Annotated in this window: 16 protein-coding genes; 7 read left to right on the top strand and 9 right to left on the bottom strand. The window is 33.2% G+C overall.

Going from position 1 to position 22,401, the window contains the following annotated elements:
- Nucleotides 1-39: 39 nt before the first annotated feature.
- From C8P67_RS01995 to C8P67_RS01980, 4 genes are all read right to left on the bottom strand, one after another.
- A complete protein-coding gene (locus C8P67_RS01995; RefSeq protein ID WP_115809828.1) occupies nucleotides 40-603 on the bottom strand; it encodes a YdeI/OmpD-associated family protein in 564 nt (187 codons plus the stop codon).
- A gap of 18 nt (nucleotides 604-621) precedes the next feature.
- Nucleotides 622-1,875, bottom strand: coding sequence for a peptidase T (gene pepT, locus C8P67_RS01990; RefSeq protein WP_115809826.1), 1,254 nt, complete (start codon nucleotides 1,873-1,875; stop codon nucleotides 622-624).
- Between the two features lie 173 nt (nucleotides 1,876-2,048).
- Nucleotides 2,049-2,816, bottom strand: coding sequence for a hypothetical protein (locus C8P67_RS21930; RefSeq protein WP_147298184.1), 768 nt, complete (start codon nucleotides 2,814-2,816; stop codon nucleotides 2,049-2,051).
- A 274-nt stretch (nucleotides 2,817-3,090) separates the two neighbouring features.
- Nucleotides 3,091-5,004, bottom strand: coding sequence for an SPFH domain-containing protein (locus C8P67_RS01980; protein ID WP_115809822.1), 1,914 nt, complete (start codon nucleotides 5,002-5,004; stop codon nucleotides 3,091-3,093).
- A gap of 164 nt (nucleotides 5,005-5,168) precedes the next feature.
- Here C8P67_RS01980 and C8P67_RS01975 point away from each other — a divergent pair, with 164 nt between their 5' ends.
- Complete coding sequence (locus C8P67_RS01975; RefSeq protein WP_115809820.1) at nucleotides 5,169-6,131, top strand: ion channel; 963 nt, start codon at nucleotides 5,169-5,171, stop codon at nucleotides 6,129-6,131.
- Here the strand turns inward: C8P67_RS01975 and C8P67_RS01970 are convergent.
- Nucleotides 6,115-6,813: an SIR2 family NAD-dependent protein deacylase gene (locus C8P67_RS01970; RefSeq protein WP_115809818.1), complete on the bottom strand. Its 699-nt coding sequence runs from the start codon at nucleotides 6,811-6,813 to the stop codon at nucleotides 6,115-6,117. The two genes, C8P67_RS01975 and C8P67_RS01970, sit on opposite strands and share 17 nt — an antisense overlap.
- 64 nt (nucleotides 6,814-6,877) lie before the next feature.
- Between C8P67_RS01970 and C8P67_RS01965 the strand changes: the two genes are divergently transcribed.
- On the top strand, nucleotides 6,878-7,531 hold the full coding sequence (locus C8P67_RS01965) for a TrmH family RNA methyltransferase (RefSeq protein WP_115809816.1): 654 nt from the start codon (nucleotides 6,878-6,880) through the stop codon (nucleotides 7,529-7,531).
- Nucleotides 7,532-7,590: 59 nt separating this feature from the next.
- Here C8P67_RS01965 and C8P67_RS01960 read toward each other — a convergent pair whose 3' ends face one another.
- From C8P67_RS01960 to C8P67_RS01945, 4 genes are all read right to left on the bottom strand, one after another.
- On the bottom strand, nucleotides 7,591-8,286 hold the full coding sequence (locus C8P67_RS01960) for a hypothetical protein (RefSeq protein WP_115809814.1): 696 nt from the start codon (nucleotides 8,284-8,286) through the stop codon (nucleotides 7,591-7,593).
- A complete protein-coding gene (locus C8P67_RS01955; RefSeq protein ID WP_115809812.1) occupies nucleotides 8,283-11,501 on the bottom strand; it encodes a T9SS type A sorting domain-containing protein in 3,219 nt (1,072 codons plus the stop codon). The genes C8P67_RS01960 and C8P67_RS01955 overlap by 4 nt, the downstream gene beginning before the upstream one ends.
- Before the next feature lie 522 nt (nucleotides 11,502-12,023).
- Entirely contained in the window at nucleotides 12,024-12,791 is a 768-nt protein-coding gene (locus C8P67_RS01950) for a carboxypeptidase-like regulatory domain-containing protein (protein WP_115809810.1), read from the bottom strand.
- Nucleotides 12,792-13,041: 250 nt separating this feature from the next.
- Nucleotides 13,042-14,958 (bottom strand): DEAD/DEAH box helicase, encoded by a 1,917-nt coding sequence (locus C8P67_RS01945; RefSeq protein ID WP_115809808.1) that lies wholly within the window; start codon nucleotides 14,956-14,958, stop codon nucleotides 13,042-13,044.
- Nucleotides 14,959-15,333: 375 nt separating this feature from the next.
- On the opposite strand from C8P67_RS01945, the gene C8P67_RS01940 reads away from it, so the two are divergent.
- The 5 genes from C8P67_RS01940 (at nucleotide 15,334) to C8P67_RS01920 (ending at nucleotide 22,027) form a co-directional block, all read left to right on the top strand.
- The gene (locus C8P67_RS01940; RefSeq protein WP_115810105.1) at nucleotides 15,334-15,618 is read left to right on the top strand and encodes a DUF4834 family protein; all 285 of its coding nucleotides are present in this window, start codon (nucleotides 15,334-15,336) and stop codon (nucleotides 15,616-15,618) included.
- A gap of 180 nt (nucleotides 15,619-15,798) precedes the next feature.
- Complete coding sequence (locus C8P67_RS01935) at nucleotides 15,799-18,222, top strand: YfhO family protein (RefSeq protein WP_115809806.1); 2,424 nt, start codon at nucleotides 15,799-15,801, stop codon at nucleotides 18,220-18,222.
- 57 nt (nucleotides 18,223-18,279) lie between these two features.
- Nucleotides 18,280-19,578, top strand: coding sequence for a glycosyltransferase family 4 protein (locus C8P67_RS01930; protein WP_115809804.1), 1,299 nt, complete (start codon nucleotides 18,280-18,282; stop codon nucleotides 19,576-19,578).
- Between the two features lie 50 nt (nucleotides 19,579-19,628).
- Nucleotides 19,629-21,098, top strand: a complete 1,470-nt coding sequence (locus C8P67_RS01925; RefSeq protein WP_115809802.1) for an oligosaccharide flippase family protein — start codon at nucleotides 19,629-19,631, stop codon at nucleotides 21,096-21,098.
- A gap of 632 nt (nucleotides 21,099-21,730) precedes the next feature.
- The gene (locus tag C8P67_RS01920; protein WP_115809800.1) at nucleotides 21,731-22,027 is read left to right on the top strand and encodes a hypothetical protein; all 297 of its coding nucleotides are present in this window, start codon (nucleotides 21,731-21,733) and stop codon (nucleotides 22,025-22,027) included.
- The last annotated feature ends 374 nt before the right edge of the window (nucleotides 22,028-22,401 follow it).

The following is a 22,401-nucleotide window of genomic DNA, read 5'->3' as shown; positions in this document are numbered from 1 at the left end:
CTGGAATTTGGGATTTGTAATTTGGATTTTAAAATTTCTTTACCTGTATTTATCATTTAGACCAATATTATCTAAAATCATGGGCTTTATTTTTTCAATTCTCGAGAGTTTGGTTTCTTCCCGTTTGGCAGTTTCAATATATTCGATGAATTCCTTTTGTTTGTAAGGACTGAACTTTAGAAATGCATTTTTCAATTGGTTATTATCATCGAGTTTCATTTGCAGTAAATCAGGGATTACAGCTGTTTCACTTACTTTTTTGGGCTTGATGATTCTGCCTTCTTCTTCGTTTCGAATGGCTTCTTGGATATAAGCAAGAATCTCTTCTTCATTGATTTCATCTTTGGATGTAAACCGCCATTGTCGCAATGATTTGGTAACTCCTTCATTTGCATTTACCAAATGCTTTTTCTCGTCTTTGAGATAAGCACCATTAAAAAACCAAAGTGTGAAGAATTTTTTGAAACCTCCAACGCCGACAACATTTTTGTTATCCAGTACATAGACACAGCCTCCCCATTTATTGGTTTCTACCAATGCTGTTTTGGCTATAATTGCTTTCAAAATATCCAATTCATTAGCCCAATGGTTAATCATGTCCATATAGCAGTTGTTTTAGTTTTACTTTTTCAAATAGTCACCGTTAGCAGTCAATTCGGCAATTCGTACAATTACTTCTACAGCTTTCTGCATGCTTTCAACAGGAACATATTCGTATTTTCCATGGAAATTATGACCGCCGGCAAATATGTTTGGACAAGGCAGGCCTTTAAAAGATAACTGAGACCCATCAGTTCCTCCTCTAATTGGTTTGATGATTGGTTTAATGCCAAGTTCTTTCATTGCTTTTTCGGCAATATTTACAATATGTTTTACAGGAACAACCTTTTCTTTCATATTGTAATATTGATCGTTTACTTCTGCAATAACAATATCTTCGCCAAACTGCTTAGCGAATTTTTTATTGATTTTTTTAGTTATTTTATGAATCAGTTCTTTTCTTTTTTCAAATTTCTGTTTGTTATGATCACGGATAATTAGTTCCAAAACTGTTTCTTCAATACTTCCAGATAAATGATGTACGTGAAAAAAACCTTGATATCCTCTGGTTTCCTGCGGGGTTTCACCTTCTGGTAGTTCATTGATAAAATCATTAGCAATAAGCATGGAATTGATCATTTTTCCTTTAGCATAACCTGGATGAACACTTTTTCCTTTGAAAATAATTTTAGCTCCAGCGGCGTTGAAATTTTCAAATTCCAATTCTCCTACTTGACTGCCGTCCATTGTGTAAGCCCATTCTGCTCCAAATTTTTCAACGTCAAAATGATGAGCTCCTCGTCCAATTTCTTCATCAGGAGTGAATCCGATTCTGATTTTTCCGTGTTTAATTTCAGGAATTTTAACTAGGAATTCCATAGCAGTTACAATCTCTGTAATACCCGCTTTGTCATCAGCTCCCAATAAGGTCGTTCCGTCAGTTGTGATTAATGTCTGTCCTTTATATTGTAATAAGTCTTTGAAATAAGAAGGAGAGAGGATGATGTTTTTTTCTGCATTTAAAACAATGTCTTTGCCATCATAATTTGGGATAATCTGCGGTTTTACATTCGCTCCTGAAAAGTCGGGAGAAGTGTCAAAATGAGAAATAAATCCAATCGTAGGTACTTCGTGATCAACATTGCTGGGTAATGTCGCCATGATATAAGCCTTGTCGTCTATAGTAACATCTTCTAGTCCGATGTTTTTTAATTCATTTGCTAATTTATTAGCTAAATCCCATTGTTTAGCTGTACTAGGCGTTGTGTTTGAATTAGGGTCAGATTCGGTGTCTATTGTGACATAACTTATAAAACGGTCAATTATATGCTGCATGGTATTTATTTTTTTGTAAAGATAGGTAATTTTAAAAAAGAGTAGTTTAAAGAGAATGTTTTGTAGCTCTATAGCCTTAAATCAAAAAAAATCCGTTTTTCAACGGATTTTTCAGTTTTAAATTGGTTAGATTTAAATTTGGTTAGGGTTTTTATTGTAGGGCTATTGGATGATTAATTTTTCTTGGCTGCATTTTCGGCTGCAATTTTTGCCTGAGCGGCAGCAGCTTTATCAGCTTCAGCTTGCGCTTTAGCAATTTGTTCTTCCAATTGCGCTGATTTTTGTAGTGCTAATTTGGCTGATTCAGCTAATTTTTGCTCGGCCTCTTCTTTTTCTTTTTTAAGTTTTTCAACGTCTTTCGCAAATTTTTCTTTTGCCTCGCGAGCATTATCTACTTCTTTTTTGTAAGCAGCTATCTTTTCTTTTGAGATTTTATCCGCTTCTTCTGCAGCTTTTTTATCTGCTTCTGCTTGAATTTTGGCAGTTGCTGCAGCTTCTTTAGCGGCTTTGTTTGCTGCGTCTTTAGCCGCTTCAGCTGCTTTTTTATCGGCTTCAGCCTGAGCTTTGTCTGCTATTGCTTTGTTTTTAGATGCTTTTTCAGTGGCTTCTTTAGCTTCAGCGGCAGCTTTGGCTTCGGCAGCTTTTGCTAGGGCTGCTGACTTTTCTGCTGCTTTTTGGGCTTCTTCTGCTGCTTTTTTATCTGCTTCTTCTCTAATTTTGGCAGCTTTTTTATCAGCTTCCTGCTTTGCTAAATATGCTTTTTCCTGTTCTTTTAAATCTTTGATTTGTTTTTTAAAATCTACGGGAGCTGCTACTGTGTTAGTGGATTTGATATTTGTTGAAGCAGTTTCTGTTGTTGCAGTTTCGTTTGTGGTTTCCTGAGCGAAGAAAGTTTGTGAAAACACAAGAAGTACAATACTAAAAGATAGTTTTAAATTCATAATTTAGTGGTATTTGGTTGGTTTTTAGTGAATTTAGGAGTAACAAATATAACTTTTTTTTTAAATCCTTAATTTTTTAAGATAAAAATAATTTAAATTTTTGTTAAATTTTTAATTAAATTTTTTTTATCAAAAAAATAATTCATAAGACTTACAATTTTACGTACAAAAATTAGTACTTTAAATGTTGTATAATGCCATTCATTACTTTGTGTATTGACAAAAAAAAATCTGCTGATTTACAGCAGATTTTTTTTAAGCTCAACAATTCTAATTATTGTTTCTTGTTACTATTTGTTGTGGTTTTCTCGGTATCCATCATTTCCATAAGTTTCAGCCCCAGTAATCCACTCATAGATCCATCAGTTCCATTACTTCCCGAAATCAGAACATCAGGAATAACTTTTATTTTTCCTTTTCCGATTTCTTCAGTGATTTTATATTTCGTAAAGTTATCACCGCCCATAGCAGATACCTGTAATTGGTATGCTTCTGCTGTAGATTTACCAACAGCCATAATTTTCTCAGCTTCAGCAAGACCGGTTTTGGAGATTCTTTCAGCTTCGGCACTGGCTGTCAGTTTGGTTGCTTCGGCTTGTGCGCCTGCTCTTGCTTTTGTTGCTTCAGCTTCAGCATTGGCGCGCATTTTTGTAGCTTCGGCTTCTGCATTTACGTTAAGTTTTAAACTTGTCGCATCTCCTTCAGCTTTTTTAACGGTAGCATCGGCTGTTCGCTGTGCGATTTCAACACTTTGCGAAGCCTTAACGATTTCCTTTTGCATATCAGCGATAGCAGTTTCTTTTTCCATTCCCTGACGCTGTTCCTGCGCCATTTTTTGTGTCTGATAGGTTTTTTGCTCTTCTTCGGCAATTTTTCTGTCTGTTAATGTTTTCATTAACGATTCAGGTGGTACGATATCGCCGATAAGAGTATCTACAGCATTAACGTTGTATTCGTCCAAAACTATTTTGATATGGTTTTTTGCTGATTCCTGTCTTTCTTTTCTTGTAGAAAGAAATGAAATAACATCGCTTTCCTGAGCCGAGTTTCTGAAATAGTTTCCAATTGTTGGTTCCAATACTTGGGAAACCAAATTGTTCATACTTCCAAAACGTGCAATAACTTTTGGTGCTTCATTGGCTGGAACGTGAATGATTTGTGATACATCTAGATTGAAAGGGAAACCATCTTTGGAACGAACCGTAATTGTAGAAAGGTTTTTATCTAAGTTGTGGGATTCGCTTCTGGCTTCTGCCCAATTCAGTACTAAGTTAGTGGTAGGAACAGGTTCTAATTTTGTTGTGTATTTATTAAGAGCATATTTTCCTGGACCAAAAGGTTCCAGCCAAACGCCGCGTTGTCCTTTAGAAACGATATTTCCATGTTTGAAAGTATCGCCGGTAACGTCTTTTCCGTCTTCACCTATGTAGGAAATGACAACTCCAACATAACCAATAGGCACATCTGTCATCGGAGTCTGTTCAATTTGTACTGCCCATGAGTTTATATAATAAGAACCTGCAAGCATAACTTGAGGCTGAAGACCTCTATTACCTCCATTTTTTAGGAATTGATCAATGTCTTGAAAGTTATTATGCCCGTCAACAAATTTACCTGCAATCTGTCCAATTGGAATGGGTTCACCATCCATTGCGGTTACAATTCCGACCATATTTTCGGAAATGACTACCTGCGGGGAAATGATTACTTCGAATAAATGTGTGTTGATACGGTAAGATCCTGTTGTAACAAAAGCTGATTGTCTTCCTTTTTGGCCTCCATTGTCAAGGAATAGTGTTGCATCCTGAAAATTATCCGAATTTACTTTTTGCGCAAGGATACGTCCAGTTGGAATTTCGGCACCATCTTTACTTAATAATAATCCGATGTGTCCTTCGGGTATTATGGTAAAAGAAGCCATATCTATTGAAAATTGCCAAGGCCACATTGCCCAATAAAGTCCTGGAGCAAGTGTTTTAGCTTGGTATCCTGCTTCACCTTTGGTAGCTATGATTCTGCCATCGGGTAATGATTTTTCGGAACCAAAGAGGACAAATTTTTTGGTAACAAGACCAATTTTGTTTTCAGGGACGATGACCATACCAAAGAATACACGTAAAACAAATTTGTAAAAAAGAAAGGATAGAACAATTAAGAATATCCACCAATAAGTAAAGATTAATTCCATAATGATAATGAGGGTTAGGTTACAAACATCAATTTATTAATGTAATTCTAACTTTCTTGTTAGAATGTTTTTCATTGAATGTTTTTGTGCTGATTAGAGTGTCATTTTTATTTATTGTTACATTAGATTTATTAGTATTTTGCAGTCTATTTAATAAAAAAAATATGGCATTATTTCATCGATTTAATAGCAAAGCCAAAACACTGATAAATACTGGTTTCGGGAGCAGTGCATCCAATACGGGAGGGCGGTTTATAAATAAGGACGGATCGGTAAATGCAACTAAAAAAGGTATAGGGATTTTTGATCAGATTAGCTGGTATCATACCATGTTAGATATGAGTTCATGGGAGTTTCTTTCTATTTTGCTATTATTTTATATCTCTATAAATTTTGTGTTTGCCGTTCTCTATTTCGGAATCGGAATCGAGCATCTTAACGGAATTGATACTGCCGATAGTGTATGGGTACAATTTGGACAAGCTTATTTTTTTAGTGCGCAGACATTTACAACTGTTGGTTATGGACACGTTAGCCCCACAGGATTTTATACCAGTGCATTGTCATCTGCAGAAGCACTAATAGGACTGCTGAGTTTTGCTATCGCTACAGGTTTATTTTTTGGACGGTTTAGTAAACCAGCTATTTATTTAAAATTTTCTCATAATGCTATTATTGCTCCTTTTAACAATGGAAAAGCATTGATGTTTAGGTTAGCTCCTTATAAAAATACGAATTACATAGATGCTGAAGTAAGTGTGACTCTTGGGATGCGAATGGAGGAAGATGGTGTAATGGTTAATAAATTTTTTATATTGGATTTAGAATATCATAAAATAAATTCGCTTGCATTAGCATGGACATTAGTGCATCCGATAACCAGCGAGAGTCCTTTGGATGGTTTTTTGGCTGCGGATTTTGAGTCAGTTTCGGGTGAGATTATAGTGATTATAAAAACTTTTGATGACATGTTCAGTACCACTGTTGCGACCCGGACATCTTACACTTTTGATGAAATTATTTATGGAGCTAAATTTAAGCCAATGTATACCAAAAGTGAAGATAACCAAAGTACGGTTCTTGATATGGGATTGTTAAATACCTTTTATTCTATTGCTGTAGATTAGCAAGAAGCCTTTCTTTTAAAATTCTCACTCCTTCTGACGCGATATTTGTAATTACTTCAAGTGGGTTTCTAAGATTTGGAATTTTTATGGGCTTGGGGTCAATATAATAAATAGGCGTACTTTTTGGTGTGAAATTAATTAAACCAGCAGCAGGATATACTTGCAGCGAAGTTCCAATTACCGCAAAATAATCAGCTTGTTCTGTTAAATCAATTGCGTCTTCCAAAGCCGGAACCTGCTCTCCGAACCAAACAATATGCGGGCGTAGCTGATGACCGTTTTTATCGTTATCGCCAATATTCAGATCGTCCTGCCAGTCTAATATAATTTTTTCATTTGCCGAACTTCGAACTTTTAATAGTTCCCCATGCAGATGAGTAATTTTTGTACTTCCTGCTCTTTCGTGCAGATCATCTACATTTTGTGTGATAATATAAACGTCAAAGTCATTTTCTAATTCTGCCAAAATCTGGTGTCCTACATTCGGCAGTACTTCTTTTAATTGTTTACGTCTTTGGTTGTAAAAGTCAAGTACCAACGCTGAGTTTTTGTGCCAGCCTTCGGGAGTAGCGACATCCATAACGTTATGGCCTTCCCATAAGCCGTCACCGTCACGGAACGTTTTGATACCGCTTTCGGCGCTGATTCCTGCTCCGGTAAGGACTACTAATTTCTTTTTCATCTATAAATCGATTAGATTATAAAACTAGTCTTTTTTAGTATTTTAGCAAAAAAAATATAAGTCAATGATTGATATAGATTACCTGAATTTTCTAGAAAATATATTAACTGATAATCGAAAAGAAAGATTTTTGAACGTTCTTGAAAGCCGTACTAAACATTTTACAATTGCTGTAGAAGATGTTTTTCAGATGCATAATGCAAGTGCAGTGATGCGCAGCTGTGAAGTTTTTGGAATTCAGGAACTGCATGTTATTGAGGAGCGTTACGGCAAAAGAATAGACAAAGAAATCGCAATGGGAGCGCAAAAGTGGGTTGATATTTCAACTTATGACAGTGTTACGAATTGCATTGATACTTTGAAAGATAAAGGATACCAGATTATTGCTACTACGCCTCATGAAAATGACTGCCTGCTAGAGGATTTTGATATTTCGAAGCCAAGCGCATTGTTTTTTGGTACCGAAAGAGATGGATTGTCAGATGAAATTATTCGCAGAGCTGACGGTTTTCTTAAGATTCCGATGGTAGGTTTTACCGAGAGTTTGAATATTTCGGTTTCGGCAGCGATTATTATTCAGAATCTGACGAACCGATTGCGAAATTCAGATATCGACTGGCAATTGACAGAGAAAGACATTTTGGAAAAAAGATTAGATTGGGCTAAGAAATCCATTAAAGATATAAAGAGGATAGAAGCGAGGTATTATAATATTTAGTGATTTTTTTGAATATTCGTTTTAATTTTAATTATTTGTTTTGAATATTTCTTTGAGCATTAATTTACTTTAAATTCGTAAATCTCTGAAAAAGATCTATTTCCTTTGTAATCAAATGTTTGTATTTGCCAGTAATAGGTCGTGCCGGGAATTACGGGCACATCATTTAGAAAACTATCTGTAATGTTACTTTTGTTATACGAATTAGTGGGCATAGGCGGATTCATTGTGTCCATAGTTATGGTATAACTAAAAATATCGTTATCAACATCGCTTCCTTTCCAAGCTAATGAAATTTTAGTTCCAGTTATGTTTTCTGTATTTTTAGGACTCACAATCTCAGCTGGAAAGGGAGCATAAGAACTAACTCCTTCAGAAGCATTATAAAATTTTCTAGTTTCACTCGTGGCTGTAGAAGTAGTTTTGCTTGAGTTAGATAAAACATACCAAGAATATGCAATTCCCCTCGTTAGTTTTAGCTCATAATATGTCTGTTTTGTGTTATAATTTGTGCTTTGTTGGCTGCGAAGATTTTTTACAACTAAGTCATAATTATCTGTATTCGCCGCAGCGTTCCATTCAAACTTTATTGTACTTTCGGTAGAGGTTTTGTTAGTGCCTTCTGTACATTCACTATTTGCATTTGGAAAGATAAGGGAAGCTCTAGTTGGATCGTTTACAGGTTCATCATTATCTCCTCCACTACTACAGGCAAAAATGAAATTCAAAAGGGTTAAGAGTACTATTTTTTTCATTTTTTTACTATTTTATAACTGTTTTCAACGTTATCGGCTACGACCTTTACTAAATAAGTTCCATTTGGAAAATCACTTCCGTCTATTACTATTGCTCCATTCGTCACTTTCAAATCTCTCGACTGTCTTAGTTTTCCATCTATAGAGTATATTTTTACTGAAACTATTTTATCTGTATTACTTCCAATATTAACATACAAATAGTCTGTAAATGGATTAGGAAAGGCTACAATTGCATCAGACAGTAAAATCATTTTCTTGTAAGTGCCTTGGCATTGTTTATCTGTTGAAACTTCCAATTTGTTTGTACCTTCTTTTAATTGTAGTGTAATTTCATCTTGGCTTGTTGTATATAACTTCCCGTTTAGATCAATAAAGTATTCTTTTCCGTTTGTTAATTTTAGGGAAATAGATTTTGTGTCATTATCTATTTTTTCAAGAACGGATAAATCAGTTGGCTCACTAATTTTCACGTCCATACATCTTTTAAAAATTAGTTCTGGTTTCTCCATAATGGTAAAACAAACATTGTAATAGCCAGATGACAAGTTTGCAATTTCTACAAAATCGTTAAATGTATAGGAATTGACAATTTGGTCCTTAGTTATAGATACATTGTAAGTATATGAAGTATTTACTGCAGTGATTACTATTTTTCCATTATTATTGTTTCTGCATGTCTCAGAAAAAGTTCGAACTTTAAAATTATCAACAGGAAGCAAAAACGAGGTGCATCCGCCATTATTGACGCTATCATTCAATGGGGTTTTTGGACAATTATCATTTATATCCAGTACTCCATCGTTGTCATCATCGCTATCACAGGCATCTCCCAAACCATCTTTGTCAAAATCCTCCTGATTTAGATTGTCTACGCTTGGACAATTATCTACTATATTAGATATGTTATATCGTACAATATTGTTTTTTTTTATATTGCCAATTTTATCGAAAATACCACTTTCTATTAAGTAATCAGGATTTTGCTGTATGGTTTCTGTATCTAGTAAATCTCCAAAAACCATTTCTATACTTCCATCGTTATTTAGTATAGCATATTTTTTATTTATCCTGATATCATTTAATTCTGTTCCAGGTACTGACATCGAACCTATAGCATATTTATCTCTATATAGTCTTACAATAATTTTTCCCTGAGAATTAATAAATATTTCGTTAAATGCTAAATTGTAGTTGTCATAATAATCGGAACCACCATATATTTCTTTAAAAGAGATATCGGTAGTTCCGTCATTATTTATTCTTCCAAGATGAGTAGCATGACTATCCGTATAAGATATTAAAATATTTCCGTCAGATTGTAATTTTGTATGATTTACGCCAGGATTGGACGAGAAAAATGAAATGTCTTTCGAGCCATCTTGATTTAATCTTTCAAGTGATTCACTTATATGATATGTTGGGGAATAAATATAATAGTAAGGATGTACGACTAAAATTTTACCATCGTTTTGTATTTCAATATCAGTTAAAATGGTTGGAAACAAAATGGATTTAAATGTTGAATCTAATGTGCCATCCATATTTAATCTGATCACTTTGTAGTTTGAGTTTTCCATGAAAATAGGGCCTTTACCTATTGCTACAATTTTACCATCGTTTTGAATTTCATAATCACTAATACTGCTGTCAGATGGGAAATTAAATGTATTGTCATATGAGCCGTTTTCATTAAGCCTTATGAAGTTTTTTGAAATTCCATTTACCAAAATATCAATTTGATCTGGACGAGTCAAAAGGATTTTCTTGTCATTTTGTGCTTTAATTAGCGAAAAATTAAAACTTGGATAATAATCAGGAAGAGAAAAGGTTATTGTTGAATCTAGATTAAAGCTTGGATCAAAAAGGCCTTCTTTTGTTAATTTACATATATGATTGCAACTATTGTCATTAAACGAAGTGAAATTCCCAAAAATCAAAATTTTATCATCCGATAATACGGCTGTATTGTGGGGTCCAGCACTATTAAAGGTTGAATAATACATCATATTAGTACTTGAATGAGGATTGAAGGTTAAGTCTAAACTGCCATCAAGATTTAGTCTAAAGATTCCAAATCTAGTGATGCCATTTGGTGATTGATAATTCCCGTTTACTATAATTTTGTCATTTTGAAGATACACAAAGTCGTTTCTACTGTGATATGATTTATCTACTTTATTAATATTAATATCTTTGAATGAATTATCAAAACTGCCATCAATATTTAATTTTTTTATTATGCCATCTATATTAATAAAAATTTTGCCATCGTTTTGTGTGGCAAAAGAAAAGATAGTAAAATAATCTGATAAAGATGGCTCATTCTCAAATTTGAAAGAAGTATCTATCGAACCATTCGCATTTAATCGAGATATTTGTCTGCTATAGGTGAGACCATTTGAAAAAAGATTGCCACCTCCTTGAACAATAATTTTCCCGTCAGGTTGAGCAATAACTTTCTTGATATAAAGATCAAAACCATTTATAACACCGTTAAAGCCTGGTTTATATAGAATATTAAAAGTATAATCTATAGTTCCGTCATTATTTAAACGTATAATATTATTAAAATATGTATTATTAATTGAGTTGTATATTGTAAATAAGCCACCAACAATATATTTTCCATCTTTTTGTATTGCAATTGTATTTATGAATCCTCCATTAACTGAAGAAAAAGTGCCATCTGTAAAGCTATTATCTATACTGCCATCGCTATTAAGTCTTACAATATTAACACAGTTGATATTGTTAACTTTTGTAAAATTTCCTGTAATAATTATTTTATTATCTTCCTGATAAATAATATCACTAATAGATTTGTTAAATACAGGGATGTTAAAATTTTTATCTACAGTACCATCTGCATTATAATATTTTACTGCCCAATTATTATCAATGTCATTATAATTCTCTATCGTTAGTGCGAAATCGCCGTTTGTTTTTGCAAAAATATTATCAATAAAGTAATTGTTGTCAGTGTGATTGAAAGTTTTGTCTATACTACCGTCTTGGTTTAGCCTTTTTATTATTTGAGGATTGTTTTCATTTAAAAAAGTCAGTAATTTGCCGTCTGCCAATACAATACTTCCCCTACCTATGTATTGATCGTAAACACCGTTGTCATTTGGATTGAATGAGTTATCGATTTCAGGAAGTTGGGCAAACGTATTGAAGCAGCAAATAAAAAATAAAAAGTAGATTTGTTTCATAAAGTAAAAAGAATAGATGTTTTAAAATTTAATTTTTATATTTTTTTACTTCATGTCTCATTTTTTTAGCTGTAAATAATTTTCAAAAAACCCATTCAGAAGTAATATGTTTTCAATTTCTGGTAAAGCTATCGGTTTCTTGAAAATCTTAAACCATTAATAGTTTACATTCTATTTGTGCAAATATATATAAGATTTGATTTATTAAATGCTTTTGATTCTTGAAATATCATAAATATAATACTATAAAAAGTATAATTTAAAATTTTGCATTAAAAGATATAAGATGTGAGGGAGTTGGAAGCGGTACTATGGAGGTGTTTAGTTTGAGTATATGGATTGCAGAATTCAGTTAAAAGTTGTTTTGTTTTATGCTAAAGTTGTTTACGTGAGGTATAGGAGCAAGCTACCGATGTAGCGGAGCCCGTACCATACAGGAAAGAGACTTACTCACAGTTGCGATGAGTAGGTCTCTTTTCCTTATGATGGCACGCCCAAATAATTAATTTTGCTATTTGCTTATTATTTCTTTTTTAAGATTTTGTATTGTTCATAACAGCCGCTTATTGCGTCCATTATTTGGAGATCATTAGCAGATTTTATGAAGGCTTCAGAGTAACTGCATCGGTTTAAGATTTCGGCAATTTCACTTTGAGATACTCCTAGAAGTAATGTTATAGTTTCGCGGTCATATTTTGTTTCTAATAATTTTCTAACAGTATCATCCTTTCGCATTTCACGGAGTTTTTTGAGCTGTTGCGGTCTTTTTCCGAAAAAATTATAAAGCATGTCTGCTGGATTGAAAATGGATCCTAATACTTTTCCAAATGCTTCGGGAGCATATTGTCCAGCTTCGTAGCCTTGACCTAGGCCCGAAATGCTATAACGGAAATCTTCTTTTATTGGGATTAATTTGGCGTCAATTTCCAGATAGCCCGTTAGGTAGTAAGGACTTATGACTACTTCATTTAATGGAATTGCTTTTTGGGTAAGCTGGATTGTTGTTGTTTTATTTTTTATCCAGTCATTCGTTACACGAACGCGCAAAGATTCGAATCCAAGAAGAGTAATATGTAATGTATCGCTTTGTGTTACTGCAAGTTCAAAATGACCTTTATTGTCTGTTGTTGTTCCTGTTACTTGATTGATATTAATAATGTTAACATCAGCTAAGGGTGTGCCAGTGTTATCGGTAATGATAGTGCCAGAGATTTTTGTAGGGATTTCAGTGGTTTGGGCAACTGAATTTAGTGAGGCAACAAAGAATAAAAAAAGTATAATATATTTCATAAACTGATTTAAAAGTTTAAAAGTAGTAAAACGGCATTAAATATTTTGTTGTTCCTTTATAATTATAAGAAAATTAACAATCTGTAATTTTTTATATCATTCTGCAGTGGAATTTAACGTTGTTAGTTATTTTTTTAGACTTAAAATAATATAAATAGTTTAAATGGCTTTTCAAAGCAATGAATAAGCTGGTGTCAAAAAAAAATCTCCCGATTGTTCGGGAGATTTTATATTTGAATCGCTAAATGTATTAGTCTCTTCTCGGTCTTCTTGGTCTTGATGAATCACCAAAACTTTCAGAACGTCTTGGCGCTCTTTCTGATGAACCGTCTCTTGAACCTCTGTCAGATGAAAAACCGCCTTCTCTTCTTGGTGATGAGCTTCTTTCAGATCTGAAACCGCCTTCTCTAGGAGCAGAACCTCTGTCGCTTCTAAATCCGCCTTCTTTTCTTGGTGCAAAATTTCCTTCTCTTCTAGGAGCTGAACTTCTTCCGCCGAAACCGCCTCCAGAATTTCTTCCGTTGTGATCACGTCTTCCGCCACCGTCATTTTTAGAGATTTCAACATTGATACGGCGTCCTTCTAATTGTACGTTGTTCAATATTTCCATCACTTTATCAGTGTGCTCAGGATCTGTGTTAAAGAAAGAGAAACCTTCTTTTACATCTACTTTGAAAACGTCATCGCGTCCTAAGTCTAATGTTTCTTTCAAGTAGTCTTTTAATGACATCCAATCGAAATTGTCTCTTGAACCGATGTTTACAAAATATCTTGTCGCGCCGCCGTTATTGTTTCCTCTTGGTTCTCTGTCATCACCGCGGTCACGTCTTTCTGAACCAGCAGATTGAGAAGAGATATCTCTGTTTTTCTTGTAATAATTGATGAAACGGTTAAATTCTACTGATACCATTTTCTTGATCAATTCTTCTTTTGATAAATCTTCAAGAACATTGTTGATTGCTGGAAGATAGTTGTCAATTTCGTGATCAACTTCAGTGTCTTTAATCTTCGTTGCTAAGTGCAATAATTGGATTTCGCAGATTTCAATTCCAGATGGGATTGATTTTTCTTCGAATTTTTGTTTGATGATTCTTTCGATGGCAGAAATCTTGCGGATTTCGCTTTTAGTAACAATTACGATAGAAGTTCCTAATCTTCCTGCTCTACCAGTACGTCCTGAACGGTGATTGTATGTTTCAATTTCGTCAGGTAATTGATAGTTTACTACGTGAGTAATGTTATCAACGTCAATTCCACGAGCAGCAACGTCAGTAGCAACAAGCATCTGAATTTGTCTTCCACGGAAAGATTTCATAACTCCGTCACGCTGTGCCTGAGATAAATCTCCGTGCAATGCAGCAGCGCTGTATCCATCTTCGATTAATTTTTCAGCTACAGCTTGTGTATCACGTTTTGTTCTACAGAAAACCACAGAGAAAATATCTGGATTAGCATCGGCGATACGCTTTAAAGCTTCGTAACGGTCACGTGCATTTACTAAGTAAAATTCGTGAGAAACTGTTGCTGAACCAGAGTTTTTGGCTCCAACAGTAATTTCTAATGGTTCGCTCATGAATTGTTTTGCAATTCGGGCAACCTCCTGCGGCATAGTTGCAGAGAATAACCAAGTACTTTTTTCGTCTGGAGTATCTGATAAAATAGATACGATGTCCTCATAAAATCCCATGTTCAGCATTTCGTCAGCTTCGTCAAGAACACAATAGTCTATGTTTTTGATGTTTACCAAACCTCTGTTGATCATGTCCTGCATTCTTCCTGGAGTTGCTACAATGATTTGCGCTCCTCTTTTAATTTCTCTGGCTTGCTCTGTAATACTAGCCCCGCCGTAAACTGCTACCACATTAATACCTTTTTCGTATTTTGAGTAGTTTTTAAGTTCGTTGGTAATCTGTAAACAAAGCTCCCTTGTAGGCGATAAAACTAATGCTTGTGTATTTCTGTTGTCGGCATCAATTTTTTGGATTAGCGGAAAACCGAAAGCTGCCGTTTTCCCTGTCCCTGTCTGAGCCAACGCAACCATATCTGTGTCTTTTTCCAATAATAGGGGAATCGCTTTCTCCTGTACTTCTGACGGATTCTCAAATCCTAGATCGATAATCGCCTTCAGTAACGATTCATTCAATCCTAATTGTTCAAATTTATTCATATGTATTTTTAAAATAGGGTGCAAAATTACTGTTTATAATTCATATAAACTAATGCAATTCGAAGAAAAATGTTTTTATTGTTATTTGATAATCAGTTAATTATGTTTTTTGAAATCACTTTATATTTTTAGAAATTGATTTTTGCTGTGAAATTATGTCGTCATTAGGGTGTTTTTGTTAAAAAAATCATCTTAGAAACTGTCTTTTAGATGCATAGACTCTGAATGAAAATGGATTTGTATTGCAGGAAATATTTTTTATTCCTTTTTTGGACAATTTTGTCTTTATTTTATCATTTATTTAAGAATGATATTTTCAAATTGCTCCCTAGTTTCAATATTGATTTATTAATTTTGCCTAAAAATTATTTGATTATGCAAACAGCCTCTTTTTCAGGTTTTATAGAAATGGTGTTTTTTATGATTGCCTTCTATTATATTTTTAAATTTTTGGTTCGGTTGTTTTTGCCCGTAGTAGTAAAAAAGGTAGTAGAAAAAGCGGGACAAAATTTTCAGCAGCAATATTCGCAGCAACAGCAGCAATCTTCATGGCGTAAAACGTCAAATAATGACGAGATTATAATCGACACTGCAAACAATAAGAATCCTCGTGAAACTAAAAAAGTGGGAGATTATGTTGATTATGAAGAAATTGATTAATGATTTCAAATTATTGATTAACGATTTCAGATCTTTTATACATCAAGAAAATTTTTCGGTGCATTCACTTAATCTGAAATGATTAATTATTAATATTGCTAATTAGAAAATCGTTGTCAAAATATTAGAGACTTAAATCTGAAATCATAATTCGTTAATCCAAAATCTAAAATCTTATTAATGAAGCAACTTCAAAAGTTCTTTCCGCACGCACTAGCCATACTTGGTTTTGTTCTCGTTTCTACACTTTATTTTTTTCCGGTTCTCCAGGGAAAACAAATTTTTCAATCAGATATTGCCCAATATACGGGAATGGCCAAAGAACAAAATGACTTTAGAGCGGCACATCATGAAGAACCATATTGGACGAACTCCGCTTTTGGAGGAATGCCAACTTATCAATTGGGAGCAAAATATCCTCATGATTATGTTGGTGCTATAGACGATGTACTGCGTTTTTTACCACGTCCGGCGGATTATTTATTTATGTACTTTTTAAGTTTCTACATATTAATGCTGGTTTTAAAAGCCGATCCGTTAAAGGCTTTTTTCGGAGCGGTTGCTTTTGGTTTCTCTACCTATTTGATTATTATACTAGGTGTAGGGCATAATGCCAAAGCGCATGCTATAGCTTATATGCCAATGGTCGTTGCAGGTTTTATAATGGTTTTTCAGCGAAAATATATTTGGGGAGGTTTGCTTACTATGTTTGCTGTAGCATTAGAAGTCAATGCAAATCACTTTCAAATGACTTTTTATTTATTGATATTACTGCTGATTCTTTCTGGTTATTTTATATATGAAGGTGTTAAATCAAAAGAATATAAACCTTTATTGCTTTCTATAGGAACACTTTTTGGAGCAGGAATACTGGCTATTGGTTCGAATGCAGGTAATTTATTGGCAACAGCCGAATATGCAGCTTATAGTACTCGCGGAAAAAGTGATTTGAGCTTCAATCCGGATGGGTCTAAAAAGGTGACCGATATGGCAATGACCTATGATTATATAACGGAATATAGTTATGGACTTGCTGAAAGTTTCAATTTGATCGCTCCTCGACTCTTTGGTGGGTCTAATAATGAGAGTTTGAGTGAAGATTCAAAAATTGTTGATTTTTTGCAGCAGCAACAAGTAGGAGAAGGACAATATATTTCACAAGAGCAGGCTATTGAATATGCTAAGGGGGGAATGCCGACTTATTGGGGAGACCAGCCAATTGTTTCTGCTCCGGCTTATATTGGAGCTGTAGTTTTCTTTTTAGGTGTTTTGGCTTTATTTACTGACGAAAGAAAAATTAAATATGTTTTTTTAGGAGGAGCTTTTCTATCATTAATTCTATCGTGGGGTAAAAATTTCCCTTTACTGACTGATTTTTGCATCGATTATATTCCTATGTATAATAAATTTAGGGCAGTATCTTCCATTCAGGTTATTTTGGAATTGTGTTTTCCTGTGCTGGCCATTATGGGATTGCAATCCTTTTTTAAATTGGAAAAAGAGAAACAGTTAAAACCGCTGCTTCAATCTGCAGGAGTAGGCTTGGGGTTGATTATATTTTTGTTTTTATGCAAAAGTATGTTCAGTTTTTCAGGTGCAGGTGATGATACTTTATTACAAACCTATGGTCCTAATTTTGTTGATGCAATTAAAGAAGATAGAAGAACATTATATAGTGCAGATTTATTGCGTTCAGGATTTTTTATCATAATAGGAGCTGGGGCTTTATGGTTATTTATTAAAAATAAAATTGCTCAAAATACAGCTATTATTCTGGTAGGTTTATTTATGGTGGCCGATTTGTTTTTTGTCGATAAAAATTATGTTTCCAACAAAGATTTTATCAACGCAAGAGATGTAGAAGTTCCTTTCCAGGAAACGCCAGCTGATACACAAATTCTACAAGACCCAACTAATTGCCGTGTGTTTGACATTCAGGGGCTGATGCAGGCAAGAACATCTTATTTTCATAAAGCGATAGGTGGGTATAGTGCTGTGAAACCGCAGAGAATGCAGCAGTTATTCGACTACCAGATTGCAAAAAATAATTTGGAAATACTAAATATGCTAAATGTTAAGTATGTAATCCAGACCGATAAAGAAGGTAAGGAACAGCCAATTATTAATCCGGATGCTAATGGAAATGCTTGGTTTGTCAGCAAAGTGGATTTGGTTAAAAATTCTGATGGAGAAATGAAAGGTTTGGATAAGTTTAATTCCAAAGAAGTGGCTGTAATTAATGAAAATGACTTTCAGACTATTAAAAATAAGGCTTTCGCCAAAGACAGCTTAGCAAAGATAACTTTGGATTCATATCAGTCTAATAATTTAAAATATACATCGAATAATTCAAAAGAAGGTTTGGCGGTTTTTTCTGAGATGTATTACGAAAAAGGCTGGAAAGCTTTAATTGATGGCAAAGAAACTCCAATTATGAGAGCTGATTATGCATTGAGAGCAATTGTTGTTCCAGCAGGAAAACATAGTATCGAATTTAAGTTTGATCCTCAAGTGGTGAAAACTGGAGGTACAATTACATTAATTAGCTGCATTGGGATGTTATTTCTTTTAGTAGGCGGACTGTATGTTGAGAGAAAAAAATAAAGAAGTACTTAAGAGATACATTTGAGTGTTTTCTGAAGTAAATAACAAAACAAAAAATTGAAACAAGAATCAAAAAAAATTCTAATTATTACTTATTATTGGCCGCCAGCAGGAGGACCAGGAGTGCAGCGCTGGCTTAAATTTGCCAAATATTTGCCTGATTTCGATATTCAGCCGATTGTTTATGTTCCTGAAAATCCAACCTATCCAATTGTTGATGTAAAATTAGAAAAGGAAGTTTCGGAGAAAGTAATTGTTTTAAAAAATAAAATTTTTGAACCTTATCAGTTAGCTTCGATCTTTTCTAAAAATAAAACCAAAAAAATCAGTTCAGGTATTATACCAAATCAAAAAAAGCAGACTTTTTTAGATAAAACGTTACTGTGGATACGGGGAAACCTCTTCATTCCAGATGCTCGTGTTTTTTGGGTTAAACCCTCTGTGGCTTATTTAGAAAAATACATCATTGAAAATAATATTGATAGTATTATAACTTCTGGACCGCCTCATAGTCTGCATTTAATTGGAATGGAACTTAAGCAGAAATTAAACCTTACCTGGTTTGCTGATTTTCGCGATCCTTGGACAACTATTGGATATCATAAAGCGCTTCGTTTATCTACAGCTGCCGAAAGAAAACACAAGGCTTTAGAATATAGGGTTTTAAATACTGCAGATGAGATTATCGTAACAAGTAAAACTACAAAAACAGAATTTGAAGCAATTACGAATAAGCGAATAACGGTCATTACTAATGGTTATGATTCAGAACCAGCAACGAAAATTGTTTTGGATTCAAAATTTAGTTTGGCACATATTGGTTCGTTTCTCTCAGAACGAAATCCACTTATTTTATGGGAGTCTTTGGTTGAATTAATTAATGAAATTCCTGATTTTAAATCACATTTGGAGCTTAAATTAATTGGAGCTGTCAGTCAGGAAGTATTAGATACTATTTCGCAGTTTGGTTTGGATTCCTACTTAAATAATTTAGGATATGTTTCCCATTCGGAAGCCATTGCGAATCAAAGAAATTCTCAAGTTCTGTTACTTATCGAAATTGATTCTGAAGAAACTAAAAGCATTATTCCAGGTAAATTGTTTGAATACATGGTCTCGAATAGACCAATTATTGCCATTGGACCAAAAGATTCTGACTTTGCTGCTATTATTACCGAAACCAATACAGGAGTGTTTTTTGAATATAACGAGAAGGAAAAACTAAAAACCAGCATCATATCCTATTATAATCAGTTTTTAGATGGGAAATTACAATCGTATGGTGTAGGTTTGCAAAAATATTCTAGAAAGAATTTGACCAGAGAATTGGTACAATTGATAAATTCAAAAATTTAAGATATTTAAGCTTTAAATTTTTTAACTCCTTAAACTTTAAACTCCTATTAATGGGCATAGTATTAAATCAGTCTTTAAAAAATACCATAATAACTTATATAGGGTTTGCAATTGGAGGAATAAGTACTCTTTTTTTATTCCCTCCCATTTTAGGTAAAACATTTTATGGCTTGTCTAATTATATTTTGTCTTGTGCCAATGTAATAATGCCTTTATTTGCTATTGGTATGCAAAATACATTGGTTAAGTTTTATTCCCAATGCAAAACAGAGAAAGAGCGTAATGAGTTTTTATCATTTACTGTATTATTTCCTATTTTATTAATCGTCCTGATCATATTGATAGGTTTGTTTTTTTATGATCAAATTTCCTTTTTCGTCACCAAGAAAAATCCAATAGTAAAAGAGTTTATTTGGCTTATTCCTTTTATTGGGATTTGTATGGCTTATTTCGAAATTTTTTATGCTTGGGCAAGAGTTCATATGCATTCCGTATTTGGAAATTTCATTAAAGAAGTAGGTTTACGATTGTTTTCGTTAGTAGCTCTTTTAGGGATTTATTTTAAATGTATTACAGTGACCGATTTTATTTATTTGACGGCTGGTATTTACTTTGTTGCTTTTGTGGCAACTATGTTTTATGCATTCCGGATTAAAAAACCGGTTTTCCAGTTTAAAGTCCCTCATAACGTAAAAGGAATCTTAGAATACACATCGTATATTATTTTATCAGGCAGCGTTGCTAATCTGCTTTTGGACGGAGATAAAATTATGCTTAATCAATATATGGAGATTGGAAATATTGCCTTTTATTCAGTTGCGACTTATATTGCATTGGTTATTTCAGTACCAAGCAGGGCAATGCATCAAATTGTATATCCTATTACAGCAAAATTGATGCACGAAAATAAACACGACGAGTTGAATGATTTATATAAAAAAACATCAATAAATCTGCAGATTGTAGGTGGATTTGTAATGCTCTGTATTTTTGTAAATATTAGTCAGTTGTATGAAATGATGCCAAAAGAATACGGTGGTGGTGTTATAGTTGTTTTTATGATTGGGCTTTCTAAGTATTTTGATTTGATACTAGGCAATAATAATGCGATTATCTTTAACTCAAAATATTATCGTGCTGTTTTGTTTTTAGGAGTAGGATTAGTGGTTTTGACAGTTATATTAAATATGATTTTTATTCCTTTATATGGAATTATAGGCTCAGCATTTGCAACTTTATTATCTATTACCTGTTACAGTATAGCTAAGTTGTTTTTTGTTGTGAAGCGGATGCATCTATATCCCTTTACAGCACAGACAGTACATTCTATCGGAATAACATTTGGTGTATTTTTGCTTTTTTATTTTTGGAAGTTTCCGATAAATCCCATTATTGCAATTGGTCTAAAATCTATTTTAGTGACTTTGGTGTATGTTTATTTTAACTATAAATTTGTCGTCTCTCCAGAGATAAATCAAACCTTGGATAATGTTTTTTTAAAAATTAGAAAAGGTAAATAAAATTCGATTCGGCACTGTTTTTAGTGTCTTCTTCGTAGATAAAGTTTTTTTCTTTTTAGTCTTATTTATTTGTAGGGATGTTTTTCTATCATTTTATGGGTGCTAGATAATTTGTGCCATATAGGATGGTTTAACGTAAGCAACGATCTTCAAACTCTTTATTTTTGTATCTAATAAGGAAGAAAGTTAAATAGCTTTTTATTAAATTCCTCAGAATACTCCAGAATTCTTAGTCTTGCAGAATTTGTAAATTATTACTTCATGTTATCTTTTATTTTAGTTTGAAAAGGACTTATTTTTTCGAATAATGGTTATCTAAAATTAATAAAGCTTCTGAAATTTAAAATAGTTTGTGGCTCATGAAGTAATTAATACATTTTAACTTGTTAAATTCAACAATCTCATGTTTTTTTTTGTAGGTAAAATTTTGTTTATTTTTTTTTATGGGTTAGTCTGACGATTTTTTTGACGTTTTACATTTTTTATAATTTGTAATTAATTAACAATCAATAAGTTATAAAATGTTTTTTTTAATATCCCCAAAAGTGGGTATTGTAAAGTCATAATAGGAGTTTTATATTTGTAATGTTCTCAATATGATATAAATACTTATTAACTTAAATGTAAAGAAGATGGCTAATAATTTTATCAAACAGGAAAAATTAAATCTATTTAGAAAAACTATTGCAAATAAAATACAAAATGGTTTTGTAGTTATAGAACAAAATGAAAAAACTCCTTTTACCGTATTATATAAAGAAGGCAGAAAGGTTAATCATAGCCTTAATTTTTTGATTTGTTGTGCAACTTTGGGTATGTGGTCATTGCCTTGGCTATATATGACTCAGGTTACAGCCAAAGATAAAAAGGTTTTGGTTGCAATAGATGAGGAAGGTGTTGTTTTTGAAGAAAAATGTTATTTGGGATAATTTTCAAAACTAATGCTGATTCTTAGGAACTGATAGCAGTTACTTTTGATTGGAAAGAAATGAAGTCAAATACGAATCTTGCCGATATTTGGCGAAATATAGATTGCTATTTAGATTAAAAGGCAATTAAACGATATAATTATAAAGGGGAATAATGAAGAAAAGAGCTAGTACGTTAACTTTAACGTTCTGGCTTTTTGTTATTTTAGAAAAAAGGAAAGTTTAAACCCATCTTATAAGAGGTTCAAATGCATGATAAAAAATTGTTTTCTTTAATCGATTAGATGTTTTGTCAATGAACTATTTCTGCTTTAAAAACTGGCGACTGATATTTTTTATGAATGTTCAGTAAAACAGAAAAAGCCCCTGGAAAG

This window comes from Flavobacterium aquicola (assembly GCF_003385115.1).
Taxonomy (GTDB): domain Bacteria; phylum Bacteroidota; class Bacteroidia; order Flavobacteriales; family Flavobacteriaceae; genus Flavobacterium; species Flavobacterium aquicola.
This window is presented reverse-complemented; position numbering and strand designations above follow the sequence as displayed.